Genomic DNA, 25,717 nt, shown 5'->3' on the forward strand with positions numbered 1-25,717 from the left:
ATGAAGGCAAGCGGGCTTGACAGCCAGCTCAACGCGAAATGGGCGCGTGTGCGGGGAAGGCTGCGCTCCGAATATGGCGAGCAGGCCTACCGCAGCTGGCTGAAGCCCCTGACCCTGGTGGGGCACGACAACGGCGCCTTCAAGATCGCCGTGCCCACCCGCTTCATCCGTGACTGGGTGATGCAGCATTATTCCGACCGCCTGCGCCAGCTCCTGGCCGGCGAGGTGAACGAGTTCCGCGCGGTCGAGATCGTGGTCGACAGCGCCAAGGCGCCGGCCGACGCCGAGGCCAGCCAGCCCGCCTATCTCCAGGCGGCGCCCGCGGCGGTGGCCGAGCTGCCCTCCCCGGGTCCGGGCGCCGACGATGTCAGCGCGCCGCTCGATCCGCGCTTCACCTTCGAGAACTTCGTCGTCGGCAAGTCGAACGAGCTCGCCTATGCGGCCGCGCGACGGGTCGCCGAGAGCAAGACCGTGCCCTTCAACCCGCTCTTCCTTTATGGCGGGGTCGGGCTCGGCAAGACCCACCTGATGCATGCCATCGCCTGGCATATCAAGAAGGCCCAGCCCGAGCGGCGCGTGATCTATCTCTCGGCCGAGAAGTTCATGTACCAGTTCATCCGGGCGCTCCGGCACAAGAACACCATGGCCTTCAAGGAGCAGTTCCGCTCGGTCGACGTGCTGATGATCGACGACGTGCAGTTCATCAGCGGCAAGGATTCCACGCAGGAGGAATTCTTCCATACCTTCAACGCGCTGGTGGACCAGAACCGCCAGGTCGTGATCTCGGCCGACAAGTCGCCCTCCGACCTCGAAGGCCTCGAGGAGCGGATGCGCTCGCGCCTCGGCTGGGGCCTCGTCGCCGACATCCACCCCACCACCTACGAGCTGAGGCTCGGCATCCTGCAGAACAAGGGCGAGCAGCTGGGTGCGGAGATCCCGCCCAAGGTGCTGGAGTTCCTGGCCCACAAGATCCTCTCCAACGTGCGCGAGCTCGAGGGCGCGCTCAACCGCATCGTCGCCCATGCGACGCTGGTGGGCCGCCCGGTGACGCTCGAGACCACGCAGGAGGTGCTGCACGATCTCTTACGCGCCAACGACCGGCGCGTCACGATCGAGGAGATCCAGCGCAAGGTGGCCGAGCATTTCAACATCAAGATCTCGGAGATGCAGTCGGCCCGGCGCGCCCGCGCGGTGGCGCGGCCGCGGCAAGTCGCGATGTATCTCGCCAAGCAGCTCACCTCGCGCTCGCTGCCCGAGATCGGCCGCAAGTTCGGCGGGCGCGACCACACCACGGTCATGCATGCCGTGCGCAAGGTGGAGGAGCTGCGCTCGACCGATTCCTCCTTCTCCGAGGATGTCGATCTGCTGCGCCGGATGCTCGAGGCCTGAACCGGCCCGACGCCGCTTTCCCGATCCCGTTTCCGCGACTCGGAAACCCCGGAATCGGCCTTTTCGGCCGGTCGCCGCCGCTTCGTGGCGCCTACGGGCGGCGGCCCCGTCCGGGGCCTCGCGGGAAGTGCTGATTTCAGGCCCTTTTTCGGCTTGCCGCCGGGCCTGGGAAAACAGGGAAATCGCTTCCCAAAACAAGGGCTTGTGCTAGTATAACAAACCGTCCTGCCGCGCCTGCGGCGAGGCCCGGCCTGGGCGCCTTCCGCCCGCATCTGCCGGCCCGCCCGAAGCCTTATTTCCGGCCCTGGCCGGACGGCCATAAGAACAAAGGCGCAATCGGAAACCCCCAAGACACCAGCCATGAAACTGACCATCGAACGCGGTGCCCTCCTCCGGTCCCTTGGCCATGTGCAGAGCGTCGTCGAACGGCGCAACACCATCCCGATCCTTTCGAACATCCTGATCGAGGGATCGAAGGAAGCGCTGCACATGACGGCGACCGACATGGATCTCAGCATCGTCGAGCGCACGCCGGCGTCGATCGGGCAGGCGGGTGCCACCACCGTGCCGGCCCACACGCTCTACGACATCGTCCGCAAGCTGCCCGAAGGGGCGCAGGTCGAGATCGACGGGGCGAGCGATGCGGGCCAGCTGGGCCTGCGCGCCGGCCGCGCCCGCTTCTCGCTGGCGACCTTGCCGCGCGAGGATTTCCCGGCGGTCAATGTCGGCGACCTGCCGCACCGCTTCCATGTCCCGGCCGAGGAGATGCGCGCCCTCATCGATCGCACCAGCTTCGCGATCTCGACCGAGGAGACGCGCTATTACCTCAACGGCATCTATCTGCACGCCCATACCCAGGGCAAGGCGAAGGCCTTACGCGCGGTCGCGACCGACGGCCACAGGCTCGCGCGGATCGAGCTGGGTCTGCCTTCGGGCGCCGCCGAGATGCCGGGCGTGATCGTGCCGCGCAAGGCCGTGGCCGAGCTCAGGAAGCTGATCGAGGAGATCGACGGGGCAGTCGAGGTGGCGCTGTCGGACACGCGCATCAGCTTCGCCTTCGCCGACGTGCTGCTCACCTCCAAGCTGATCGACGGCAGCTTCCCGGACTATCACCGCGTGATTCCGACCGGCAACGACAAGCTGCTCACGGTCGACCGCAAGAGCTTCATGGAGGCGGTCGACCTGGTCGCCACCATCTCGAGCGAGAAGTCGCGCGCGGTGAAGCTGTCGCTGAAGGAGGGCCACCTGACCCTCTCGGCCTCGAGCCCGGAAAACGGCACGGCCACCGAGGAACTGGAGGCGAGCTATGCCGGCCAGCCGATCGAGATCGGCTTCAACTCGCGCTACCTCATCGACATCCTGCGCCAGATCCAGGGCGACAATGCCGAGATCGCGCTCGCCGATGCGGCGTCGCCCACCCTGATGAAGGATCCGGCCAACGGCGCGGCGCTCTATGTGCTGATGCCGATGCGCGTCTGAGGCGGCCGGTTTCCCACGAGGCATTCCGACGAGGCAGATGACCCTGACTGCGCTGGCGAAAACCGATCCGACCGTCATCGCGAGGCCGCTTGCGGCCCGGCCGGCGGCGGCGCATCTGACGCGCCTGGCGCTGGCCGATTTCCGCTGCTACCGCGAGGCGGTGCTGGAGACCGACGCGCGGCCCGTGGTGCTGGCGGGCCCCAACGGTGCCGGCAAGACCAACCTGCTCGAGGCCATCTCCTTCCTGGCGCCGGGCCGCGGCCTGCGGCGCGCCCGGTTGACTGAGATCGAACGCCGCCCCGTGACGCCGACCCCCGATCTGCCGGGCGCCTGGGCGGTCGCGGCGCGGCTGGTCAACGGCCCCGGCCCCGGCCCCGAGATCGAGATCGGCACGGGACGCGATCCTGCGGCGGGCGAGGGCACTGTCGAGCGCCGCGTGGTGAAGATCGACGGCGCCTTCCGCAAGGGCCAGTCGGCGCTGGCCGAGCGCCTGGCGCTGGTCTGGCTGACGCCGCAGATGGACCGCCTGTTCCTCGACGGCGCCGGCGACCGGCGGCGGTTCCTCGATCGCCTGGTCTATGGTTTCGATCCGGCCCATGCGACCCGTGTCTCGGCCTACGAGCAGGCCCTGCGCGAGCGGGCACGGCTCCTGACCGCCGGTCAATGGTCAGGGCAGGGTGCCTGGCTCGACGGGCTCGAGGCGCAGATGGCGGAGCTGGGCGTCGCCGTGGCGGCGGCCCGGCGCGATCTGCTGTTGCGGCTCAAGGCCGCCGCAGCCGACGGGTTCGGACCCTTTCCCGGTGCCGCGATCGCGCTCCAGGGGCTGGTCGACGAGGCGCTCGCCGCCATGCCGGCGCTGGCCGCCGAGGACGCGCTCAAGGCGAGGCTTGCCGAGACCCGGGCGCTCGACGCGCAAACCGGCGGGGCCGCGGTCGGCCCGCACAAGAGCGATCTCGCCGTGACCCATCTGGGCCGCGGCCGGCCGGCGGCCGAATGCTCGACCGGCGAGCAGAAGGCGCTCCTGCTGGCGATCGTGCTGGCCTATGCCCGGGCGCTGGCCGAGGCGCGCGGCAGCGCGCCCTTGATCCTGCTCGACGAGGTCGCGGCGCACCTGGACCGCGCCCGCAGGCGGGCCCTGTTCGAGGCGATCCTGGAGACGGGGGCTCAGGCCTGGCTGACCGGGACCGATATCGAGCTCTTCGCCGAGCTGGGCGAGGCCGCCCGGTTCGTCGCGGTCGAGGAGGGGCGCCTGCGGCCCCGCCCGGGCGCGCCCTGACAAGGGATTCGAATTCACGAGAGGCGGGCGCGTTTTCCCGCGACCGCCTGAACCCACGACGCTCGCATTGAAAGATCCGAAGACCATGACGCCTGAAGCCACCAAGAAAGCCGCCGCTCCCACCCCGGAAACGCCGGGAGCCACGTACGACGCGGATTCGATCAAGGTGCTGCGCGGCCTCGATGCCGTGCGCAAGCGGCCGGGCATGTATATCGGCGACACCGACGATGGCTCGGGCCTGCATCACATGGTCTATGAGGTGGTCGACAACGCCATCGACGAGGCCTTGGCCGGCTATTGCGACCAGATCATCGTGCGCCTCAATGGCGACGGCTCGGTCACGGTCTCGGACAATGGCCGCGGGATTCCCGTCGACATCCACAAGGAGGAAGGCGTCTCGGCGGCCGAGGTCATCATGACCCAGCTCCATGCCGGCGGGAAATTCGACCAGAACTCCTACAAGGTCTCGGGCGGCCTCCATGGCGTCGGCGTCTCGGTGGTGAACGCGCTTTCCTCGGTGCTGGACCTCAGGATCTGGCGCGACGGCAAGGAGCATTTCATGCGCTTCCGCGACGGCGATCCGGAAGCGCCGCTGGCGGTGGTGGGCGAGGCCAAGGGCAAGCGCGGCACCGAGATCACCTTCACGCCGTCCTCGGCGACCTTCACCAAGACGGTCTTCGACATCGCGACCCTCGAGCATCGCCTGCGCGAGCTCGCCTTCCTCAATTCCGGCGTGCGGCTGACGCTCGTCGATGCGCGCGGCGTCGAGCCCAAGACGGTCGAGCTCCATTACGAGGGCGGCATCGAGGCTTTCGTCAGATATCTCGACCGCAGCAAGACGGCGCTGCACACGCCCGCCATCGTCATGACGGGCGAGCGCGAGGGGATCGTGGTCGAGGCGGCCATGGAGTGGACCGACAGCTACCACGAGACCATGCTCTGCTTCACCAACAACATCCCGCAGCGCGACGGCGGCACGCATCTGGCGGGCTTCCGCGGCGCGCTCACGCGCCAGATCAACCAGTATGCGGGCGACAGCGGCATCGCCAAGAAGGAGAAGGTGGCGCTCTCGGGCGAGGATGCGCGCGAGGGGCTCACCTGCGTCCTCTCGGTCAAGGTGCCCGATCCCAAGTTCTCGTCGCAGACCAAGGACAAGCTGGTCTCCTCCGAGGTCCGGCCGGTGGTCGAGAGCATCGTCAACGAGCGCCTTAACCAGTGGTTCGAGGAGCATCCGGGCGAGGCCAAGCGCATCGTCGCCAAGGTGGTCGAGGCCGCGGCCGCGCGCGAGGCGGCGCGCAAGGCGCGCGAGCTCACGCGGCGCAAGGGCGCGCTCGACATGGCCTCGCTGCCGGGCAAGCTCGCCGATTGCCAGGAGCGCGATCCGTCGCTGGCCGAGCTCTTCATCGTCGAGGGCGATTCGGCCGGCGGCTCGGCCAAGCAGGGCCGCGACCGCAAGTCCCAGGCGATTCTCCCCTTGCGCGGCAAGATCCTCAATGTCGAGCGCGCGCGCTTCGACAAGATGCTGGGCTCGCAGGAAATCGGCACGCTGATCGCGGCCTTGGGCACCGGCATCGGCGCCGAGGAGTTCGACCTCTCCAAGCTGCGCTACCACAAGATCATCATCATGACCGACGCGGATGTGGACGGCTCGCATATCCGCACGCTGCTGCTCACCTTCTTCTACCGGCAGATGCAGGACCTGGTGGAGAAGGGCTATCTCTATATCGCCCAGCCGCCGCTCTATCGCGCCAAGCGCGGCAACTCGCAGCGCTACCTGAAGGACGACCGCGAGCTGGAGGGTTACCTGGTCGATGGTGGCCTCGACGGCACCGTGCTCAAGCTCGCCGACGGCAGCCAGGTCGCAGGCCCCGACCTGCGCGAGCGCGTCGAGCGGGCGAGCCTCGCGCGCAACCTGATGCAGCCTTTGATCCGCAAGGTGGGCAACGCCGCCGTGGTGGAGCAGGCGGCGATCGTGGGCGCGCTCAACCCGCAGCTCATTCCCGACCAGGCCATGGCGACCGAGGCGGCCACCGCCATCGCCCATCGCCTCGACGGGCTCTCGCCGCTGACCGAGCGCGGCTGGGTCGGCAAGGCCGAGGCCGATGGCGGGCTCTCCTTCACCCGGCGCCTGCGCGGCGTGACCGAGTATCACCTGATCGACGGGCCGCTGATCCGCAGCGCCGAGGCCCATCGCCTCGATTCCATGGCGGCTGAGTTCCAGGCGAGCTTCACCAAGCCCGCGGTCCTGGTGGCGAAGGACGGCAAGGAGACGGCGATCGCGGGGCCGGTCGAGCTGATCGACGCGGTCACCGAGATCGGCAAGCGCGGTGTGTCCATCCAGCGCTACAAAGGGCTGGGCGAGATGAATCCGGAGCAGCTCTGGGAGACCACGCTCGATCCCAACAGCCGCACCATGCTGCAGGTCAAGGTCAGCCATATGGACGAGGCCGAGGAGGTGTTTTCGACCCTGATGGGCGATCTGGTCGAGCCGCGCCGCGACTTCATCCAGCAGAACGCGCTCTCGGTCGCGAACCTGGACGTGTAAGGCACCGGGCCGGGGAACCGACCGATGGCTGCCCCCGGCGCCAGCCCGGCCAGGACGATTGCCGATCCCGCCGATATCGGGTCGTTCGGGGCGGAGTGTCGGCGACCGTGAACAAGCGCATGCCTCCCCTGATCGCTCTCCGGGCCTTCGAAGCCGTGGGCCGGACCGGAAGCATCCGCGCGGCCGGTGACGAGCTGGGGGTGAGCCATACCGTCGTCTCCCGGCATGTCCGGAATCTGGAAGAGTATATCGGGGCCGATCTCATCGAGCAGCATGGCCGCGGGATCGTCTTGACCGCGCAGGGTCGGCGGTTTCATACCCGGATCAGCGGCTCCTTCTCGGACATCCTTCGCGCGACGGCGGAACTCTCGCCGACCTATCGGCGATCCCTGGAGGTGTGGTGCATGCCGGGGATCGCGCACCATCTGTTGCTCTCTGTCCTGGACGAGCTGAGATCGAGCCTCCCCGACGTCGATCTCTCCTTCAAGCCGACCTTGGAGCGACCGGATCTGGCCCATGGCCAGGCCGATGCGGAGATCTTCTATCTCGACCGGACGGAACTCGACGAGGCGATCCGATACGAGGAGCTCGCCCGGCCCCGTGTCTTCCCGGTGGCCAGCCCCGATTTTGCCGGAGCCCATCCGGAGATCCGCAGGATCGAGGATCTCCTGGTGGCGCCTCTCCTCCACGAGCAGTCGACCCGGTACTGGACCGCCTGGTTCGCCGCCGCCGGCATGGCCGACATTCCGGCTCTCCCGGGTCCCAAGCTCTGGCACGCCAATTTCACGCTCGATGCGGCGACGCAGGGGCGGGGAATAGCGCTGGCAAACGATGTCCTGATCCAGCGTTTCCGATCGGGCCTCGTCGAGCTGCTGGAGACCCGCGTGACCATCGGCGCTTATTACCTGATCGTTCCCACCAGCCGGTGGAACGAAGCCGACATCAAAGTCCTTGCCGCCTGGGCCAAGCGAGCGCTGAGCGCCTGAGACATCTGGTGCTCAAAATGCACCAGAGCGCGGCAATTACGTATTAGTCGGTCACAGCTTTGACATCCTAGTCTCGCCAGGCCTCGGGCGCCTCGACCCGACGGCCATTTTTGTCCGCATAGCAAAACCGCGCCGCCCTACGCGTAGCCATAAGAGGATTCTGGAATGAAGCTGAAGAGATTTCTACTGCGTCTGGCCCTGAGCCTGATTGTGCTGGCCGGGCTCTCGACATCGTTCTCGGCGCGAGCCGAGACGCTGGCCGAGCTGCGCGCGGGTGGAACCCTGCGTGTCGGCGTCGGCATCATGGGGCTCAAGCCCTATATCTGGCAGAATCCGGACGGGTCCTATACCGGTCTCGAACATGACATCCTCCAGTATGTCCTAAAGGAGATCGGGGTCCCGAAATACGAATATGTCCTGACGGAGTGGCAGACCCTGATTCCGGGCCTGAAGAGCGACCGTTGGGACATCATCATGTCCGGCCTGGGCTTCAACCAGGAGCGGCTGGGCGTCGGCGGCATCGCCTTCGCCCATCCCCATCTGCTCTATGTCGACTATGTGATCGTGCGCAAGGATTCGCCGATCCAGAAGCTCGAGGATCTGAAGGGAAAGACCGTCGCTTCCGTTCTCGGCTCGATGGACTCGCTCAATGCGCATAACCTGAAGGACGCCGGCAAGATCGGCGAGGTTCAGGATTTCAATGGCTGGGGCGAGCCCTTCATCGCATTGCGTAACCAGCAGGTGGATGCCGTCATCATCGACCAGATGACCTATCTGGGGCAGGTCGCGGAGCTCCAGGATCTGCGGCTCGTCGGCGAGCCGATGCCTTACCAGCCGAAACCCGAATGGGCCGAGGCCGAAAGCAAGGCCGACTACAAGTTGGGTGCGGCCGGGATCATCCTGCGTTCCGACGATGTGGAGCTCAAGGAAGCCATCGACAAGGCGATCGACAAGATGTTCGCCGATGGCACCCACGAAGCCCTGCTGAAGAAATACGGCGCTTGGGATCCCAGCCAGGCGAATCCGATGAAGTAAGACTGCCGACCGGAGGCGGCCCCAGGCATTCTGCCTGAAGAACCGGGCCGCCTCCGATCTTCCGGGCCGGGCCACCTGCGGTTCGGCCGGCGAAACCACCTCGCCAGAAATCTCCCCCGCCGCAGAATGAAAGTGCGACATCCCATGTTGAGGAACTATCCGGGCATCATTTCCGAAGAGGATTTCCGCTATCACCGGATGATCAGCATCTTCGCCTCGGAACCGGAGCCGCCCTTCGAGAGCGTGCCGGAGCAGACGGAGATCTGGGGGCGGCGCTGGGGATGCTCTAACGATGTCGGCCGGCTGCGGGTCGTGCTGATGCATCGGCCCGGCGACGAGCTCAACAGGGTCGATGTCGCCAAGACGATGCCCGAGATCGGCGGCTTCGGCGATCCCAAGACCGGCTGGTACTGGCGTGGTGCCGAAGGGCCGAACTTGGCCGCGATGCAAGAGCAGCATGACCGGCTGACCGCTCTGCTCGAGCAGGAGGGCGTGGAGGTCGTCAGGCTCAAGCGCACCGCCACCGGCCGCATGAAATCCTGCTACACGCGGGATTCCTGCATCGCGGTCAAGGGCGGCGCGATCGTCACGCGTCTGGGGGCCCGGGTCCGCCGCGGCGAGGAACGCCCGGTCGCGGAAACCCTGATCGATATCGGTTGCCCCATCCTTCGGACCATGAGCGGCAACGCCATCTTCGAGGGCGGTTCGTTCGCCTGGATCGACAGCGCCACGGCGGTCGCTGCCATCTCCTCGCGCGGGAACATGGAAGGCGTCCGCCAGCTCGAGGAAGTGCTGCGCTCGCAAGACGTCAAGCTGCTGGTGATCTCCGTGCCCGGCTATCGCCTGCATATCGATGGCGCATTCGTGATGGTGGACAGGGATACCGCCTTGATCAATCCGACCCAGCTTCCGTTCGATTTCCTGACGGAGCTGAAGGAGCGGAAGATCAGGCTCATCGACGTCCATCCCGAGGATTCGGTCTGGACCATCAATTGCCTGGCCCTGCGGCCGGGCCGGGTGGTGATGAGCGAGGGGGTGTCGCCGCGGACGGTGGACCGTCTCGGCGCTGCGGGGATCGAGGTGGTTATGGTACCTTACGCCAATGTGACCTCGGGCGGCGGTGGCATCCATTGCAGCACCTCGCCCCTGGTGAGGGACGATCTATAGGGGCCGAAGGTGACCTGGTTCAGCACGCGGTCTTGCGGCGAGGGTGTGACGCTGATCTGGGAGCCGGAGGTGAGGCTCGGCATCCGCTGCAACATCTGGCATGTCCGTGGCGGCGCGCGCGATCTCCTGATCGATTCCGGCATGGGGGTGGTGCCGCTGAAGGCCGAGCTCGGCGGACTGATCCGGGCAAACACGCTGTGCGTGGCCACCCACACCCATTTCGACCATATCGGCGGCCACCACGAGTTCCGCGAGCGGGCGATCCATCCCGCCGAGGCCGCCATCCTTTCGGCACCGACCCGGAAGAATACCGCAATCGACATCTATGTCGACGAGAAGACCTTTCTTTCGCCGCCCCATGCGCGGTTCGACTGGCACGACTACGATATCGAAGCGGCGCCGCCGACGATGCTGCTCCATGACGGCGATATCATCGAGTTCGGCGATCGCCGGGTGGAGGTCATGCATCTCCCCGGCCATACACCCGGCTGCATCGCGCTCTTCGAGGCAGCGACCGGGATCCTGTTCTCCGGCGACGTGATCTATGATGGCACGCTCTACGACAATCTGGAGAACTCCTCGATCCCGGACTATCGCCGCAGCATGAGGCGGTTGCGCGATCTGCCGGTGACGATCGTGCATGGCGGCCATCGCGAGAGCTTCGGGCGGGACCGCATGATCGAGATCATCGACAGCTATCTGGCGAAAACAGACGGCCAAGGCTGAAGATCGAACGGCCAAGGAGGGCGTACTCTCTTGCATAAGGACAGGCGGGCGGCATTGCCATGCTAGATTTCTTCGTCAATGTGGCTCCCGCTTATGTCCCCGCCTTGTTGCGGGGCGCGCTGGTCACCATCGAGCTCTCGTGCCTCAGCATCCTGCTCGGCACCGCCCTGGGGCTTCTGGTCGCCTTGGGCCGGCTCTCCTCGAGCAGCATCCTCAGGCATCTGCTGGATGCCTATGTCGAGATCTGGCGCAACGTCCCGCTGATCGTCCAGCTGCTGCTGATCTACTTTTCCCTGCCTCATGTGGGAATCCGGCTTCCAGCCTTCGTCGCGGGCGTGGTGGGCCTGAGCCTGAACCTCGCGGCCTACCTCTCGGAAGTCTTTCGCGCGGCCATCATCTCGATCTCCAAGACCCAGTCGGAAGCCGGCATCTCGATCGGCATGTCGCGCGGGCAGGTCTATCGGCGGATCATCATCCCGCAAGCGGCCCTCATCGCGATCCCCACGGTCGGCGGCTATTTCATCTCGCTGCTCAAGGATTGCGCGCTGGTCTCCTTCATCTCGGTGAATGAGCTTCTTCGCGAAGGGACCATCATCATCAGCGCGACCTTCCGCTCCATGGAGGTCTATCTTCTGATCGCGCTGATCTACTTCATCATGAGCTTCGTGGCCGCCCGGCTGGTGCGCCGGCTGGAATGGGCGCTGACGCCGCGATATCTCCGAAGCAGGCTCTCGCAATGACCGAACCGGAACCGATCCTCTGTGTTCGCGGGCTGAAGAAACGATTCGGCGATCATATCGTCCTCAACGGCATCGATCTCGATGTCTTTGCGGGCCAGGTCGTCGTCCTGATCGGCTCCAGCGGCAGCGGCAAGAGCACGCTCCTGCGCTGCCTGAATTTCCTGGAGATGCCCTATGCCGGTGCGATCCTGTTCGGCGGAAGGGCCCTGTGCCGGGAAGGCGCGCAGGGCTTCGATGTCCTGCCGGAACGCGAGCTTCGCGGCGTGCGGGCGCAGATGCCGATGGTGTTCCAGCAATTCAACCTCCTGAGCCACCGGACCGTGCTGCAGAATGTGATCGAAGGTCCGACGGTGGTGCTCGGGAGGCCCCGCGCCGAGGCAATCGCGGAGGCCAGGGAGGCGCTGGCACGCTTCGGTCTCGACGAGAAGCAGGACGCCTATCCGGGCGAGCTGTCGGGCGGCCAGCAGCAGCGCGTCGCCATCGTGCGGGCCGTGATGATGAAGCCGAAGCTCATTCTTTTCGACGAGCCGACATCGGCGCTCGATCCGGAGCTCGTGGCGGGCGTTCAGGCCGCCATCCAGTCGCTGGCGGCGGACGGCATGACGATGGTGATCGTGACCCATGAAATGGGTTTCGCGCGGCGGCTTGCCGATCGCATCCATTTCATGGCCGGTGGGAGAATCGAGGAATCCGGCGAGCCCGATGCGATATTCGGCTCGCCGCGAAGCGCGCGGCTGAAGGCGTTCGTGGCGTCCATGATTCATTGAACAGCCTCTTCGCTGGATACCGTCGCGGCCTCTTCTGTGGCAAGCTTCTCCGATCGGCTCGGCGAAGCGGGCCCGATCCTGCTCCGGGGCTGCGATGCTGCGCGACGACCATATCCAGGAGGAGGCCGACCGCCATCACGGGCCGGGCGGTGCGACGCGTGCCTTCGCGCAGTCGCTCCACCTGCTCGGCACGAGGCGCTTCGGCACCTTCTGCTTCGCGAGCCTGCTCTCGAACTTCGGGACCTGGGCGCAGAACGTGGCCGAGCCCTGGCTGCTGCTGACGCTGGGCGCCTCCTCCTTCCTGATCGGTCTCGATTCCTTCGTCATGTCGGCGCCGGTCTGGGTGCTGACGCTGGTCGGCGGGCTGCTGGCCGACCGCAGCGACCGCCGCCGCGTGATCGCCACCTGCCAGTCGATCCAGATGCTTTGCCCGCTGCTGCTGGTCGTGCTGCTGCTGACGGGCGGCGTGCGGCCCTGGATCGTGATCGCGTTGGCGCTCGTGGTGGGCGTGACGGACGCGCTCTCGATGCCCTCCTTCACCTCGATCGTCCCCAGCATCGTCGAGCGCAAGGAGATCCCCGCCGCCCTCGCGCTCAATGCGACGCAGTTCAACCTCTCGCGCGTGCTGGGGCCGGCGCTCGCGGGCGTCATCATGGCCGGCGTCGGCGCCGTCGGCTGCTTCGCGTTGAGCTGGGCCTCCTATCTGCCCTTCATCTGGGTGGCGCTCTGGATCCTGCCGCGGGGAAAGCCGGCGGCGACGGAAGAGGACGGTCCCGAGAACCGCCGGATCCGCGCCGGGCTGCGCTATGTGATGCGCACGCCGAACCTGCGCTATGCGCTGCTGACGGTGCTGTTCACGAGCATCCTCTGCGGGCCACTCATCGTCTTCTGCCCGGTGCTGGTCAAGCAGGCGTTCCAAGGCGATGTCGGCGGCTTCAGCGCCGCGGTCAGCGCCTTCGGGATCGGCGGGCTCCTGGGGGCCGTGGCCCTCCTCGGCGTCGACCCGGCCCATGACCGCCGGCGGATGAGCTCCTGGCTGGCGGTGGCCTATGGCGCCACCGTCGCGCTCGTCGCCGTCAATCCCTGGTTCTGGGGATTGCCGGTGTTGCTGGCGCTGGCCGGGCTCTTCATGACCGTCAGCAACACCTCGGCCAACGCGCTGCTGCAATCGACCTCGCTCTCGGCGATGCGGGGCCGCACCGTCAGCCTCTATATGCTCGCCATGCGCGGCGGCATCGCCATCGGCAGCCTGGCGACGGGCCTGGCGGTCGATTGGCTGGGCGTGCGCGATGCACTGCTGATCGATGGCGCGGCCGCGATCGTCCTGCAGCTTCTCGTCGGCATCGCATGGTCACGGACGCCAGCGCCGCTGCCTGCGAACCCTCAAGCATAGTGCGGCACCAATCCGCGAGACATCCGCGCCAACGGCTTATTCATTGATGAGCCAGCTAAAAGGCGATGCGCCACGGAGTACCGTCGGCGCTCTGCGTTCGCTCATCTCGCGGTTGCGAACAAGGTCGGCGGGCGGATTTCCTTGAAGCCGATTTCATCGCTTGCCTACAATCGGCGCAAACGAGAAACGCGGGGAGGAAAAACATGCTGCGTCTGACCAGGCTTGCGCTTCTATCCGTCGCTGTATTGGCGATCTCGGCGGTTTCCGCCGGCGCCGACACGTTCAAGATCGGTCTTTCGAATGGCTGGGTCGGCTCCGAATGGCGCACCCAGATGATCGAGGAAGCCCAAGCCGCCGCCGCGGCGTGGAAGGCGAAGGGCCAGAACGTCGAAGTCGTGGTTCAGAGCGCCAATGTCGACGTGCCCGGGCAGATCGCCCAGGTCCGTAACTTCATCAATGAAGGCGTCAACGCTATCATCATCAACCCGAACAGCCCGACGGCGTTCGACCCGGTTTTCGCGCAGGCCAAGGAAGCCGGCATCCTCGTCATCGCGACCGACGCCGAAGTCTCGTCGCCGGACGCGATCTATGTCGGGATCGACCAGAAGGCATGGGCCGAAGCCAGTGCCAAATGGCTCGCCGAGACGCTGGGCGGCAAGGGCAATGTGGTGGCGATCGACGGCGTGGCCGGCCATCCGGCGAACGAAATGCGCGTCGCCGGCTACCGGGAGATCTTCAGCCAGTATCCGGGCATCAAGATCCTGAACGAGGTGAATGCCAACTGGGACCAGGCGCAGGGCCAGCAGGCGATGCAGAACCTGCTCGCCACCTATCCCGACATCAACGGCGTGTGGGTGCAGGACGGCATGGCGGCGGGCGCGTGGAAGTCGATCATGGATGCCGGAAAGACCGGAACCATCGCCGCGACGGGAGAGATCCGCAAGGACTTCATCGACCTCTGGAACAAGGAGAAGCTGAACTCCGGCGCTTCGGTCAACCCGCCGGGCGTCATGGCCTCGGCCTTGAATATCGCGGTCCTGATGCTGATGGGCAAGGAGCTCAAGCAGCCCGCGACCGCGGGCCAGTACAAGAACGCCCTTTATCTGCCAATCCCCTTCATCGACAGCAAGAACCTTGCCCAGGTGACCTCGGCCCTGGAAGGCAAGCCCGGCTACTACTCCTACACCAGCCAGCTTTCGATCGAGGACGCGGAGGCGCTCTTCAAATAACGACCTCCCAGCCGCGAGCGCGGTCTTGGCACCGCGCTCCTTGTTCCGTCGATCCGGGAGGTGCGATGTCCAAGCTGAAGCTCGGCGGCGTGAGCAAGACTTACGGCGCCACCGTGGCGCTCCGTCGCGGCGATCTCGAGGTCGAGGCGGGCGAGGTCCATGTTCTGATCGGCTCGAACGGCTCGGGCAAGAGCACGCTCTGCAAGATCGTCGCCGGCAGCGTTCGTCCCGATTCCGGCGAGGTGCTGCTCGACGAGAAGCCCGTCGATATTTCTGGGCCCGGGGCGGCGCGGGCGCTGGGAATCGGCATCTTCTACCAGGAGCTCAGCCTCGCCGCCCATCGCACGGTCGAGGAAAACATCTGCCTGCCCGACCTGCCGAGGAAAGCCGGCTTCTTTGTCGATCGCGAGGCGCTGTCGCGGAAGGCCGCGCGCTATATCGCCATGTTCGAAGGAGTGGCCGGCGAGGGCTTTGCGGCCGAGGCGACCATGGAGAACCTTCGCCCCGACCAGCGCCAGCTCGTCGAGATCATGAAGGCGCTCGCCAGCGAAGCGCCCATCCTCATCCTCGACGAGCCGACCTCCGCCCTCGATCGATCGCAAGTCGACCGCTTCTTCGAGATTCTGCGCCGGCTCAAGGGCGAAGGCCGCGCCATCATCTTCATCTCGCACCGCATGGACGAGATTTTCGCCATCGGCGACCGGGTGACGGTGATTCGCGACGGCCTCACCGTCGGCACCTCGCGCATTCCCGACACCAATCCCGCCGCCGTCATCCGGCTGATGGTGGGCGAGCAGGAGGCGCTCGTCGCGCCCGCCCCCGCCGCCGCGGGCGCGGGCGTCGGCGCCCCCGTGCTTTCGGTGCGCGAGCTGGCGGGCCCGGGCTTCTCCCAGGTCGCGTTCGAGGTCGGCCGGGGCGAGATTCTGGGTTTCGGCGGGCTGCATGGGCAGGGCCAGTCGGCTGTCCTGCGCGCCCTCTTCGGGGCCTTGCCGCGCATCTCGGGCGACATCGCGCTCGGGGGCGAACGGTTCGCGCCCAGGGCGCCCCGCGATGCGATCCGCCGCGGTGTCGCCTATGTCTCCGGTGATCGCCGGCGGGATGGCGTCATCCAGGGCCGCCCCATCATCGAGAACCTCATGCCGGTTCATTTTCTGCGCGGCAGGCAGCTCATCGCCCGACCCGCAGACCTGCAGGCCAAGGCGAAGCCGGCGGTCGAAGCCCTGCATACCAAGCTCGCCCGCCTCGGCGATCCCATCGGCGCGTTGTCGGGCGGAAACCAGCAGAAGATCGTCATCGCGCGCTGGCTGATCGACCGGCCGGACGTGCTTCTTCTCGACGATCCGACCAAGGGCATCGACCTGTCGGCCAAGGCCGATCTCTTCGCCTTGATTCGAAAGCTCGCGGCCGAAGGACTCGGCATCGTCCTCTATTCGTCGGAAGATGCCGAGCTCCTCGCCAATGCCGACCGTATCCTGGTCTTCAATGGCGGGCGGGTGACTCGCGAGCTGACCGGCCCGGAGCGCACGCGCTACAACCTCTATCAAGCCGCATACGAGGCTGCATGATGGCTGCGGTCGCGGCGGCGCCGTCCCGCGGGATCGATCGCGTGAGGCGCGCCTTCCAGCGCTTTCCGTTCCTGCCGGCGCTCATCATCCTCGTCGCCCTGCTTCTCCTGAACGGCCTCTATCAGCCGCGCAGCGTTAGTTTCATCGGCATCACGGGGCTGGTGAAAACCTATCTCGCCCTCATGCTGCTGTCGGTCGCGCAGACCTATGTGGTCTATGCGGGCGACATCGATCTATCGGCCGGCGCGATCGTCTCGCTGGTGAACGTCGTCATCGTCGTTCTCATGGAGCAGTGGGGCGGCGGCGGATTTGCGGTGCTGGGAGCGATCGGCATCGGGCTTTGCGTCGGGCTGGGTTGCGGCATCGTCAACGGCATCGCCGTCGCGGCCCTCCGGCTGCAGGCGATCGTCGCCACCTTCGCGACATCGATCTTCTTTGCCGGATTGGCGCTTTATGTGCTCCCGGTCGCCGGCGATCCCGCCCCGGCCGCGTTCTGGCGCACCTATGGCGGAAAATTCTTCGGGATACCGTTCGTGTTCTACGCAGCGGTCCTGCTGGCCCTTGTGCTTTACGGGCTGGCACGGATGCGTCTGTCGACGCAGCTGCTCGCCGTCGGCGACGATCCGCAGGCGGCCTTTCAGAGCGGCCTGCCGGTGACCGCCATCCGCATCAAGGGCTACGCGCTCTGCGGATTGTTCGCAGGCCTCGCGGCCCTCTGCGTGACCGGCGACACGGCGAGCGGCGACCCGCTCGTCGGCGGCAAGATGACATTGTTCTCCATCGCGGCCGTGGTGCTCGGCGGCAGCGCGCTGTCGGGCGGTTTCGGGGCGGTCACGGGATCGGTCCTGGGCGCGCTGATCATCGGCCTGATCAATTCGCTGGTCTATTTCGTCGGCACGCCGTCGGAATGGCAGAATCTCGTGCAGGGCCTGGCCATCCTGATCGCCCTGATGGCCGGCGTCGTCGTCGGGCGGAAGGCGCGGGCATGACGGCGCCCCTGGATCTCGCGAGGCAGCCGTTCCTGGTCGCATCGGCGCTGATCGTGGCGCTCCTCGCCGTCGGCGAGGCGATCTCCCCGGGCTTCGCCGCACCGCAGCAGATCCTGCGGCTGCTCATCGTGGCGGCCCTCCTCGGCATCGTGGCCGCGGGTCAGAACCTGGTCATCCTCGGCGGGCGCGAAGGCATCGATCTCTCGGTCGGCGGCGTCGTATCGCTGTCCGCGATCGTCGCCGGCAATCTGATGAACGGCGCCGATGCGGGCATCCCCCTGGCCGTGGTCGCTTGCCTGGCGACGGGCGCGCTGTTCGGGATCGCCAACGGGCTCGGCGTGACGCTGCTGCGGATTCCGCCTTTGGTGATGACGCTCGGCATGCTGGGCGTTCTGCAGGGCCTGCTGGTCGTGGTCCGGCAAGGCATCCCGTCGGGGCGCGCCGCACCGGCGCTGTCGGAGTTCGTCACACGGTCCCTTCTTCTCGGTGTCCCGGGGATCATCTGGCTCTGGCTGCTGATCGGTATCGTCATGGTGCTGCTTCTGACCCGCACGGTCTTCGGTCATCGCATCTATGCGATCGGCTCCAACGAGCGGGCGGCCTATATGACGGGCGTGCCCGTCAAGCGCGTCCGGATCGCGCTTTTCACGCTGTCGGGCATGTTCTCGGCCATCGCCGGCGTCTGCCTGCTGGGATATTCGGGTTCCTCCTTCGCCAATGTCGGCGAGCTCTATATCCTCCCCTCCATCATCGCGGTGGTCCTCGGCGGAACGCCCTTGTCCGGCGGCAAAGGCGGCTATCCCGGCACCATGGCCGGTGCCTTGCTGCTCGTCATCCTGCAGAGCATCCTGACGACCGTGAACATTGCCGAATCCGGCCGCCAGATGGTGTTCGGCGCGGCGCTCCTGGTGCTGATGCTCTTCTATGGACGCGGGAGGGCGATGCGCGCGTGAGCGGCAGGCCGATGGCGCATGAACGCCCACAAACCCGGGATGGACGGGCGGCGGGTCGGGTGAACGAGGGCGTCGTCCATGGTCTCGTGGTTTCGAGAACGGAGGTTTCAGCATGACGGATTTTCCGAAGGACAAGCTGCGCGTCGGCTTCGTCGGCAGCGGCTTCATCGCCCATTTCCACCTGAGGGCCATGCTGGGCGTGCGCCATGTCGAGGTGACCGGCGTCCACAGCCGCAAGCCGGAGAACCGCGCGCGCGTCGTCGCGGCGGCAGCCGAGCTGGGGCTTGGGCGCTGCCGCGCCCATGACAGCCTCGAATCGCTGTTCCGGGCGGAGGATGTCGACGCGATCTGGATCCTGTCGCCCAACGATACGCGGCTCGCCGTGATGCGCCGGCTCCATGCCGAGGTCAAGGCCGGGCGGTCGAAGGCATTCGCGGTGGCCTGCGAGAAGCCGCTTGCGCGCACGGTGGCGGAGGCCCGCGAGATGCTGCATCTCGCGGAGGATGCCGGCCTGAACCATGGCTATCTGGAGAACCAGGTGTTCGCGACGCCGGTGCAGCGCGGCAAGGAGATCATCTGGCGACGCGCCGCCTTGGCCACCGGCCGCCCCTATCTGGCGCGGGCGGCGGAAGAACATTCCGGCCCCCACGAGCCCTGGTTCTGGCAGGGCGACAAGCAGGGCGGTGGCGTGCTTTCCGACATGATGTGCCACAGCGTCGAGGTCGCACGCCATCTCTTGACGGAACCCGGCGCGCCGCGCGGATCGCTGAAGGTCAGATCCGTCAACGGCACCGTCGCCAATCTCAAATGGACCCGGCCGCATTATGCGGATCAGCTCCGGGAGCGTTTCGGTGCCGAGGTGGATTACCGCAACCGTCCGGCAGAGGATTTCGCGAGGGCCAACATCTCGCTCGAGGATGGCGACGGCAATCCGTTGATGATCGAGGCGACCACCTCCTGGGCCTATGTCGGCGCCGGCCTGCGCATCCAGCTCGAGCTGCTGGGCCCTGAATATGCGATGGAGTTCAACTCGCTGGGGACGGGCCTGAAGATCTTCATGTCGCGTGCCGTGACCGGCCGGCAGGGCGAGGATCTGGTCGAGAAGCAGAACGCCGAACAGGGCCTGATGCCGGTGCTGGAAGACGAGACCGGCGTCTATGGCTATACCGACGAGAACCGTCACATGGTCGAGTGCTTCCGCAAGGGGAAGACGCCGCTCGAGACCTTCCATGACGGGCTGGCCGTGGTCGAGCTGCTCATGGGGCTCTACAAGTCGGCCGAGACAGGTCGGACGGTCACTTTCCCCGACCCGGAGCTGGAGACCTACATACCCGTGGTGGCACGGCCGTCGATCCGGCCCTGAACGCGCGAGAGCTGGAAAGGCCGAGGCCCGGGACCGTCACGGGAGGCCGAGCGGCTTCTCCATCCGGAAGTTCGTGAAGCCCTGGCCGCGCACGGTGATCGTCTGCTGCCGGATCAGCATGAAGCCGCGCCGCTCGAAGAAGGGCCGGGCGGTGAGGCTCGCATGGGTATAGAGGTTGTCGATCCCCTGCTCGTGCGCGGCCTGCTCGACCTGCGCCAGGAGCGCCGTGGCGATGCCGCGGCCCTGATGGTCAGGATGCACATACATCATGTCGAGATGGCCGTCAGGCTCGAGGTCGCTGAAGCCGACCGGCCGGCCGCCGAGCGCCGCCACCCAGGCCGGCCGGCGCTCATAGCGCGCGATCCAGGGATCGCGGTCGATCTGGTCGGGTGCCCAGGCCAGGAGCTGGGCCGGCGTGTAGTCGCGGCCCGCCACGCGCCGGACGGCGGCGCGGAAGAGCTCGATCAGCGCGTCGATGTCGTCCGGCCGGACAGGCCGGATCGTGCCGCTTCCGGAGAAGGGCGTGGCGACAGGGAATGGCTCGTCCGGGGTCCTGCGCATCGGTCTAACAATCCGCTCTCTAGCCTTGGCTTTCCTTTCGCGCCGGCCGGCAGCCTTGGCGGGCCGGCGAGATTCCCGATCCTATTAGCCTCGATTGCCCGTGCTGCCCAATGTCCAGTTTTTCATCTGCCCCCGAAGGGCGGTCAAGCGCGCCAGGGCCGCCTTACGCCTTCTCAATCCCGTCCTTCGACCTGCTCGAAGATGAACCGCTCGAGGTCGGCGATCGGCGCGGGATCGTCGTAGATGGCGGGCCGGCGCCGCTCGATCTCCTGGCGCAGATGGCGACGGTGCTCCGGATTCCGGCCCAGCGCCACGGCCAGGTCGACATACTCGTCCGCGCTGCCGGCGATCGTCTCCTCCATCCCCATCATGGAGAGCAGCGCGAAGGAGTGGCGTCCTCGCATCTCGGGGCCGGGCCAGGTCACGATCGGAAGGCCGCAGGCGGTCGCCTCGTGGGCGGTGTTGTTGCCGGACCAGAGCACGGTGTCGAGAAAGACGTCGCAATCGAGATTGAGGCGGAAGAAGCCCGCGGGCTTGAGATAGCCGTGGAACCGCAAGTGGTTCTCGGCATCGAGCCCGAGCGCGGCGAAGGCCCGGGCGAGGCGGCCTTGGAGCCGCTCCACGCGGCCCGTGTTCTCGCCGAGAAAATGGAACTCGGCCGCCGGCAGCGCCGCCGCGATGCTGGCCAGCAATCCATCATGCTGCGGCAGATATTTGGAGAGATTCTGGGCACACAGGAACCGCACGCGCGAGGCATCCCGCTCGGCGGGCGGCGGCGGCGCGTTCTCGATCTGCCGGGCCAGCTTGGCCCAGCCATAGCGGGAGCCGCTGCCCGACAGCCGCACCAGGGCCTCGCTGTAGTGACGCTCGCCGTCCGCCGGCTCCATCCGCGCGCTGCTGAGCGCATGGGTGAAGCTCGCCATGCCGGAGGTGATCGGGTGGCCCAGGGCGTTGGCCTGCACGGGCGCCAGCGGCAGTGCCGCCAGGAGCTGCAGCTCCAGCACCATGCCGTGATCGAGATAGATCAGGACGTCGAGCTGGTCCGCCGCGATCGTTGCCGCCAGCCGGGCGATATCCGTTTCCTGGCGCCAGTGATCGGCCGCTGCGCGGACCATATCGGTAAAGCCGGGATCCTCGCGGCGCGCCGGGTAATAGACGTACTTCTCGATCGCCGCGCTGCTGTCCGTGATCCAGCCCGACCAGATCTTCCAGATCGTATGCTCGTTGAGAAAGGCGGAGAGGAATCCGACGCGCGGCCGCCGTCCGCCCGCGCGCGGCCGTCCCGTCCGCCGCGGGCGTTCGGCCAGGTCGGGCCACCGCGCGGCCGCGACCCGCGTCAGCACGCCGCCATAGAGCTCCTGCTCGCTCCTGTTCTCGACGCCGCGGTAATGGAGATGGAAGTTCGTGACTTCCTGGACGGCCGTCACCGCCTCGTTGATGCGTTCGGGGTTGTCGAGCCTGAGATCGGCAGCGGCGGCACCGATTGCCTCGCGCCAGTGCCGGCGCTCGATCGCCACATCGGATTCATGATCGAGCACCGGCGCCAGCAGATTGGCCGCGATCCAGCGCGTCCGAAAGCTCGTCGGCCTCGACGCCACCGCGGCCTTGCCCAGCGCGGCAGCAGTCGAAATGTCGCCGCGCTTGGCGGCGATGCGCGCTGCCAGCAGCTCGGCTTCGCCCGAACCGCCGGGCCGCTTCGCCGCGGCCTGGGCGTCGGCGAAGGCCAGCTCCAGCTTGTCCTGCCGATGGCGCGCGCGGGCGCGCCAGAGCAGCAGCTCGGCGCTGTCTTCGCCGGCCTCGATGGCACGGGTGAAATCGCGTTCCGCCTCTTCGTGCTGCTCTTCGATCATCGCGGCCTGGCCCATCATGAAGATGGCCTTGCCGGCCAGGCGCGGTTCGATCCGCATCGCCTCCCGGGCCAGCCGGCGCGCTTCTTCCGCCTGGTTCTGCCGCACGCGCACGCGCGCCAGCCGGAGCATCGTGACGGCGCGGCCGGGCGCCTGCCGCAACACGGCCTCGTACTCGCGGGCGCCCTCGTCGAACTGCTCGAGGCAGCAGAGCGCGGTGCCGAGATCCTCGCGCTCGGCCAGCGCCCGCGGATCGATCGCGATCGCCCGCCGGAAGCTCGCCGCCGCGTCGGAAAAGGCGCCTTGTGCCGCCTGGATGCGCCCCAGATCGCCGAGGACGGTCGCGTTCTGCGGCGCCTGGCGCGCCGCGGATTGCAGCGCCGCTTCGCCCGCCGACAGCAATCCGCGCCTGAACAGGATCAGCCCCTTGAGATGCAGGGCTGCCGCGTCTTGCGGAGCCGCCCTGATCCGGGCCTCGACGATATCGAGCGCCTGCGCCACTTGTCCCGCCGCCAGCGCCCGGCGGGCCCCGCCCAGCGGGTCGTTGGACTTGATCATGGCGGCAAGGGCGACGCCTCGGCCGCCAGCCGCTCGAAGCCGTCGCCATCGAGCGTGCAATAGAGCGCGGTCGTATCCTCGACGGCGAAGCGTGCGTAGTAGCGCCGCGCCGGCTCGTTCGACGTGAAGACCGGCCACCACATGCCGTTCCAGCCGCGCCGCCGTCCCTGCCGGGCGGCCTCGCCCATCAGCGCGCTGCCGATGCCGAGCCCCCGCGCTTCCGGCAACACGTAAAGGTCGGAGAGGGTGATGACGGTCTCGGCCTCCTGCGTCTCGTAGGTGGGCCAGAACATGGCGTAGCCCAGGGGCTCGGCCCCGCGCTCCGCGATCAAGGTCTCGAAGAAGGACGCCGCGCCGAAACCGTCGCGGGCGAGCCGCGTCTCGATCTCGGGCGGCGGCGGTTCCTTCATGTCGGCGAAGAGCCCGGCGAGAAAGCGGCCCAGGGCCGGGACATCCGCGAGGCGGCCGGCGCGCAGCGCGATGCCTGCGGGCGGGGGCTGCCGGCAGAGCGCCGCGAAGCCCGCCTCCTCGACGCCCCAGAGCGTCATCCCGAGATTCTCGACGCCGCCGATCGAGCGGTAGAAGCCGCGGGCCAAGGGATTGCTTGCGAGCACGCCCCAATAGGCCATCTTTGCGCCATAAGCCTTACCGGCCGCCGCCGAGGCCGCCATCAGCGCCCGGCCGATGCCACCGCCGCGCGCCGTGTTTTCGACAAAAAGATCGAGCACATGGACGCAGCGTATCAACCGGTCGGTATCGTAGTCCCGCATATGCAGCGCATAGCCCACCGGCCTGCCGTCCCGCTCGGCGATCAGCCCTGCGAACAGCGCCTCGGACCCGCAGCCATGTCGGCGGAAATCCTCCGCCGTGAAGGCCGGCGTTCCCGCGCCCTCATGAGCCGCGAGCGCGGCGCACATCCGCGCCATCGCCTCGCCGTCCCGCGGCCCCGCCGCGCGGATATGAAAAGCCCGATTCGTCATGGCGGGCCGGATCATGCCGGGCAGGCTCCCGCCTGGCAATCGCCGCGGTTTTCCGGGCTTTGCCGGCCCGCGCTAGCCCCGGAGTCGCGAATCACTTAGAGAGTGAGCCATGGCGGGTCGCGGCAGGAAGAAGGACAGCGGGCAGAAGGCGAAGCGGAAGGGCGGCGGCAGCTGGCGGGAGCGCCACGGCCTGCTGCTGGGCTTCGCCAAATGGGGCCTGGTGGGGGCGGTCTGGAGCTTCTTCCTCGGCCTCTGCTTCGTCGGCTGGCTCGCTTACGACCTGCCCGACGTCTCGCGCCTCAACGAGATCGACCACAAGCCGAGCGTGACGCTGCTCGCTTCCGACGGCACGATCCTCGCCTCCTTCGGCGACCTCTACGGCAAGCCCGTCACGCTCAAGGAGCTGCCGGGCTATCTGCCCCAGGCGGTGATCGCGACCGAGGACCGGCGCTTCTACAGCCATTTCGGGCTCGATCTGCGCGGTCTCGCGCGCGCGGTCTATGTCAACCTGCGCTCGGGCGCCTGGGTCCAGGGCGGCAGCACCATCACGCAGCAGCTGGCGAAGAACGTGTTCCTGACGCCGGCGCGCACGCTGCGCCGCAAAGGCCAGGAGGTGCTGCTGGCCCTCTGGCTCGAGCATAACTTCACCAAGGACCAGATCCTCGAGCTCTATCTCAACCGTGTCTATTTCGGTGCCGGCACCTATGGCGTCGATGCCGCGGCCCGGCGCTATTTCGGCAAGCCCGCCTCGCAGGTGACGCGCTACGAGGCGGCGCTGCTGGCGGGCCTCCTGAAGGCGCCCTCGCGCTACAGCCCCTTCAACGACCGCGATCTCGCGCAGGCGCGCGCCAAGCTCGTGCTCTCGAACATGGTCGCCGCCGACTACCTGACCCAGGACGAGGCCGACGCGGTCGTGGCCGAGGGCTTCGGCCACAACACGCCCGCGCGCAGCGGGCCGCTGGGCCAATATTTCGCCGACTGGGTGCTGGACCAGCTCCCCAGCTTCGTCGGCTATTCCGACCGCGATCTGGTGGTGACGACGACGCTCGACCCGGTGCTGCAGCGCCAGGCCGAGGGCAAGCTTTCCGAGATTCTCACCAAGGACGGCCCGCCCCAGGATGCGAGCGAGGCGGCGCTGGTCTCGATGACGCCCGAGGGCGCGGTCAAGGCCATGGTCGGCGGGCTCGACTATGGCAGCACGCAGTTCAACCGCGCCACCCAGGCGCAGCGCCAGCCGGGCTCGGCCTTCAAGCCGTTCCTGTTCCTGACGGCCTTCGAGAACGGCTTCGATCCGGACAGCCATTTCACCGACGCGCCGGTCTCGATCGGCAACTGGAAGCCCGACAACTACAACGACCGCTATTACGGCGACGTGACCCTGCGCGAGGCCTTCGCGCGCTCGCTCAACAGCGTCGCGGCGCAGCTGATCCAGCGCGTCGGGCCGAAACGCGTGGCCGCGACCGCCGAGCGCCTCGGCATCTCCAGCAAGCTGATGGCGACGCCGAGCCTGGCGCTCGGCACCAGCGAGGTGAACCTGCTGGAGATGACGGGCGCCTATGCCGTCTTCGCCAATCGCGGCGAAGGCGTGTGGCCCTATGCCATCACGGAAGTTCAGGACCGGAGCGGAAACCTGCTCTACCAGCGCGAAGGCTCGGGGCCGGGGCGCATCGTGGCGCCGCGCTATGTGCTGCAGATGCAGGACATCATGGCGGCGGTGGTCGATTGGGGCACCGCCAAGGCCGGTCAGATCGGTAGGCCCGCCGCCGGCAAGACCGGCACCACGCAGGATTACCGCGACGCCTGGTTCATCGGCTTCACGGCCGAGCTCGTCACCGGCGTGTGGGTCGGCAACGACGACGGCCATCCCATGAAGAAGGTCGCGGGCAGCGGCCTGCCGGTGAAGATCTGGCAGGGCTTCATGGCGGCGGCGCTGGAGAAGGAACTGCCGCGCCCGCTGCCCTGGCCGGGCGGCGACGAGCCGCTGGTGGCGGGCGTGCCCGACGGATCGGCGACGACGGCGTCGGCTGCCGGCGGCACCTCCTCCGGCATCATCGTGGCACCCGACCCGGTGACGGCGGCCAAGGAGACCGGCAACGATTCCTTCGCCGACTTCATCCAGCGGCTGGTGAACCAGCGCGAAAACAAGAAATAAGCGGCGGTGCTAGCGGG

Annotated in this window: 20 protein-coding genes; 17 read left to right on the forward strand and 3 right to left on the reverse strand. The window is 67.3% G+C overall.

Annotation, left to right across the window (positions count from 1 at the left end):
• The 16 genes from dnaA (at window position 1) to FRZ61_RS00080 (ending at window position 19,602) form a co-directional block, all read left to right on the forward strand.
• Window positions 1-1,389, forward strand: a complete 1,389-nt coding sequence (gene dnaA, locus FRZ61_RS00005; RefSeq protein ID WP_151114360.1) for a chromosomal replication initiator protein DnaA — start codon at window positions 1-3, stop codon at window positions 1,387-1,389.
• 360 nt (window positions 1,390-1,749) lie between these two features.
• Window positions 1,750-2,868, forward strand: coding sequence for a DNA polymerase III subunit beta (gene dnaN, locus FRZ61_RS00010; RefSeq protein ID WP_151114361.1), 1,119 nt, complete (start codon window positions 1,750-1,752; stop codon window positions 2,866-2,868).
• A gap of 37 nt (window positions 2,869-2,905) precedes the next feature.
• A complete protein-coding gene (recF, locus tag FRZ61_RS00015; protein ID WP_151114362.1) occupies window positions 2,906-4,144 on the forward strand; it encodes a DNA replication/repair protein RecF in 1,239 nt (412 codons plus the stop codon).
• Between the two features lie 85 nt (window positions 4,145-4,229).
• Entirely contained in the window at window positions 4,230-6,689 is a 2,460-nt protein-coding gene (gene gyrB, locus FRZ61_RS00020) for a DNA topoisomerase (ATP-hydrolyzing) subunit B (RefSeq protein ID WP_151114363.1), read from the forward strand.
• A gap of 107 nt (window positions 6,690-6,796) precedes the next feature.
• Complete coding sequence (locus tag FRZ61_RS00025) at window positions 6,797-7,675, forward strand: LysR substrate-binding domain-containing protein (protein WP_225309022.1); 879 nt, start codon at window positions 6,797-6,799, stop codon at window positions 7,673-7,675.
• A gap of 165 nt (window positions 7,676-7,840) precedes the next feature.
• Window positions 7,841-8,710 carry a substrate-binding periplasmic protein gene (locus tag FRZ61_RS00030; protein WP_225309023.1) on the forward strand — a complete coding sequence of 290 codons (870 nt, stop codon included), beginning with the start codon at window positions 7,841-7,843 and terminating at the stop codon, window positions 8,708-8,710.
• A 144-nt stretch (window positions 8,711-8,854) separates the two neighbouring features.
• The gene (locus FRZ61_RS00035; RefSeq protein ID WP_151114364.1) at window positions 8,855-9,877 is read left to right on the forward strand and encodes a dimethylarginine dimethylaminohydrolase family protein; all 1,023 of its coding nucleotides are present in this window, start codon (window positions 8,855-8,857) and stop codon (window positions 9,875-9,877) included.
• A gap of 9 nt (window positions 9,878-9,886) precedes the next feature.
• Complete coding sequence (locus FRZ61_RS00040; protein ID WP_151114365.1) at window positions 9,887-10,603, forward strand: MBL fold metallo-hydrolase; 717 nt, start codon at window positions 9,887-9,889, stop codon at window positions 10,601-10,603.
• A 59-nt stretch (window positions 10,604-10,662) separates the two neighbouring features.
• Window positions 10,663-11,343 (forward strand): amino acid ABC transporter permease, encoded by a 681-nt coding sequence (locus FRZ61_RS00045; RefSeq protein WP_151114366.1) that lies wholly within the window; start codon window positions 10,663-10,665, stop codon window positions 11,341-11,343.
• Window positions 11,340-12,110, forward strand: coding sequence for an amino acid ABC transporter ATP-binding protein (locus FRZ61_RS00050; protein ID WP_151114367.1), 771 nt, complete (start codon window positions 11,340-11,342; stop codon window positions 12,108-12,110). The genes FRZ61_RS00045 and FRZ61_RS00050 overlap by 4 nt, the downstream gene beginning before the upstream one ends.
• A 94-nt stretch (window positions 12,111-12,204) precedes the next feature.
• Window positions 12,205-13,503, forward strand: coding sequence for an MFS transporter (locus tag FRZ61_RS00055; RefSeq protein WP_151114368.1), 1,299 nt, complete (start codon window positions 12,205-12,207; stop codon window positions 13,501-13,503).
• Between the two features lie 65 nt (window positions 13,504-13,568).
• Window positions 13,569-14,732, forward strand: coding sequence for an ABC transporter substrate-binding protein (locus FRZ61_RS00060; RefSeq protein WP_225309024.1), 1,164 nt, complete (start codon window positions 13,569-13,571; stop codon window positions 14,730-14,732).
• A gap of 65 nt (window positions 14,733-14,797) precedes the next feature.
• Window positions 14,798-16,297 (forward strand): sugar ABC transporter ATP-binding protein, encoded by a 1,500-nt coding sequence (locus FRZ61_RS00065; protein WP_151114369.1) that lies wholly within the window; start codon window positions 14,798-14,800, stop codon window positions 16,295-16,297.
• Window positions 16,297-17,286, forward strand: a complete 990-nt coding sequence (locus tag FRZ61_RS00070; protein ID WP_151120601.1) for an ABC transporter permease — start codon at window positions 16,297-16,299, stop codon at window positions 17,284-17,286. The genes FRZ61_RS00065 and FRZ61_RS00070 overlap by 1 nt, the downstream gene beginning before the upstream one ends.
• A complete protein-coding gene (locus FRZ61_RS00075) occupies window positions 17,283-18,239 on the forward strand; it encodes an ABC transporter permease (RefSeq protein ID WP_151114370.1) in 957 nt (318 codons plus the stop codon). Before FRZ61_RS00070 ends, FRZ61_RS00075 begins: the two co-directional genes overlap by 4 nt.
• Window positions 18,240-18,351: 112 nt before the next feature.
• Window positions 18,352-19,602, forward strand: coding sequence for a Gfo/Idh/MocA family protein (locus tag FRZ61_RS00080; protein WP_151114371.1), 1,251 nt, complete (start codon window positions 18,352-18,354; stop codon window positions 19,600-19,602).
• 36 nt (window positions 19,603-19,638) lie between these two features.
• Here FRZ61_RS00080 and FRZ61_RS00085 read toward each other — a convergent pair whose 3' ends face one another.
• The 3 genes from FRZ61_RS00085 to FRZ61_RS00095 all read right to left on the reverse strand — a co-directional run bounded on the left by FRZ61_RS00085 (window position 19,639) and on the right by FRZ61_RS00095 (window position 23,548).
• Complete coding sequence (locus tag FRZ61_RS00085) at window positions 19,639-20,163, reverse strand: GNAT family N-acetyltransferase (protein ID WP_151114372.1); 525 nt, start codon at window positions 20,161-20,163, stop codon at window positions 19,639-19,641.
• A 173-nt stretch (window positions 20,164-20,336) separates the two neighbouring features.
• Window positions 20,337-22,568: an O-linked N-acetylglucosamine transferase family protein gene (locus FRZ61_RS00090; RefSeq protein ID WP_151114373.1), complete on the reverse strand. Its 2,232-nt coding sequence runs from the start codon at window positions 22,566-22,568 to the stop codon at window positions 20,337-20,339.
• A complete protein-coding gene (locus FRZ61_RS00095; protein ID WP_191909215.1) occupies window positions 22,565-23,548 on the reverse strand; it encodes a GNAT family N-acetyltransferase in 984 nt (327 codons plus the stop codon). The genes FRZ61_RS00090 and FRZ61_RS00095 overlap by 4 nt, the downstream gene beginning before the upstream one ends.
• Before the next feature lie 109 nt (window positions 23,549-23,657).
• Here FRZ61_RS00095 and FRZ61_RS00100 point away from each other — a divergent pair, with 109 nt between their 5' ends.
• A complete protein-coding gene (locus FRZ61_RS00100) occupies window positions 23,658-25,700 on the forward strand; it encodes a transglycosylase domain-containing protein (protein ID WP_151114375.1) in 2,043 nt (680 codons plus the stop codon).
• Window positions 25,701-25,717 lie beyond the last annotated feature (17 nt).

This window comes from Hypericibacter adhaerens (assembly GCF_008728835.1).
In the GTDB taxonomy this organism is placed as follows: Bacteria; Pseudomonadota; Alphaproteobacteria; order Dongiales; family Dongiaceae; genus Hypericibacter; species Hypericibacter adhaerens.

Coding starts and splice junctions, on each gene's coding strand:
- dnaA (WP_151114360.1), top strand. CDS start 1: ATGAAGGCAAGCGGGCTTGACAGCCAGCTCAACGCGAAATGGGCGCGT.
- dnaN (WP_151114361.1), top strand. CDS start 1,750: ATGAAACTGACCATCGAACGCGGTGCCCTCCTCCGGTCCCTTGGCCAT.
- recF (WP_151114362.1), top strand. CDS start 2,906: ATGACCCTGACTGCGCTGGCGAAAACCGATCCGACCGTCATCGCGAGG.
- gyrB (WP_151114363.1), top strand. CDS start 4,230: ATGACGCCTGAAGCCACCAAGAAAGCCGCCGCTCCCACCCCGGAAACG.
- FRZ61_RS00030 (WP_225309023.1), top strand. CDS start 7,841: ATGAAGCTGAAGAGATTTCTACTGCGTCTGGCCCTGAGCCTGATTGTG.
- FRZ61_RS00035 (WP_151114364.1), top strand. CDS start 8,855: ATGTTGAGGAACTATCCGGGCATCATTTCCGAAGAGGATTTCCGCTAT.
- FRZ61_RS00045 (WP_151114366.1), top strand. CDS start 10,663: ATGCTAGATTTCTTCGTCAATGTGGCTCCCGCTTATGTCCCCGCCTTG.
- FRZ61_RS00050 (WP_151114367.1), top strand. CDS start 11,340: ATGACCGAACCGGAACCGATCCTCTGTGTTCGCGGGCTGAAGAAACGA.
- FRZ61_RS00055 (WP_151114368.1), top strand. CDS start 12,205: ATGCTGCGCGACGACCATATCCAGGAGGAGGCCGACCGCCATCACGGG.
- FRZ61_RS00060 (WP_225309024.1), top strand. CDS start 13,569: ATGCGCCACGGAGTACCGTCGGCGCTCTGCGTTCGCTCATCTCGCGGT.
- FRZ61_RS00065 (WP_151114369.1), top strand. CDS start 14,798: ATGTCCAAGCTGAAGCTCGGCGGCGTGAGCAAGACTTACGGCGCCACC.
- FRZ61_RS00070 (WP_151120601.1), top strand. CDS start 16,297: ATGGCTGCGGTCGCGGCGGCGCCGTCCCGCGGGATCGATCGCGTGAGG.
- FRZ61_RS00075 (WP_151114370.1), top strand. CDS start 17,283: ATGACGGCGCCCCTGGATCTCGCGAGGCAGCCGTTCCTGGTCGCATCG.
- FRZ61_RS00080 (WP_151114371.1), top strand. CDS start 18,352: ATGACGGATTTTCCGAAGGACAAGCTGCGCGTCGGCTTCGTCGGCAGC.
- FRZ61_RS00085 (WP_151114372.1), bottom strand. CDS start 20,163: ATGCGCAGGACCCCGGACGAGCCATTCCCTGTCGCCACGCCCTTCTCC.
- FRZ61_RS00090 (WP_151114373.1), bottom strand. CDS start 22,568: ATGATCAAGTCCAACGACCCGCTGGGCGGGGCCCGCCGGGCGCTGGCG.
- FRZ61_RS00095 (WP_191909215.1), bottom strand. CDS start 23,548: ATGACGAATCGGGCTTTTCATATCCGCGCGGCGGGGCCGCGGGACGGC.
- FRZ61_RS00100 (WP_151114375.1), top strand. CDS start 23,658: ATGGCGGGTCGCGGCAGGAAGAAGGACAGCGGGCAGAAGGCGAAGCGG.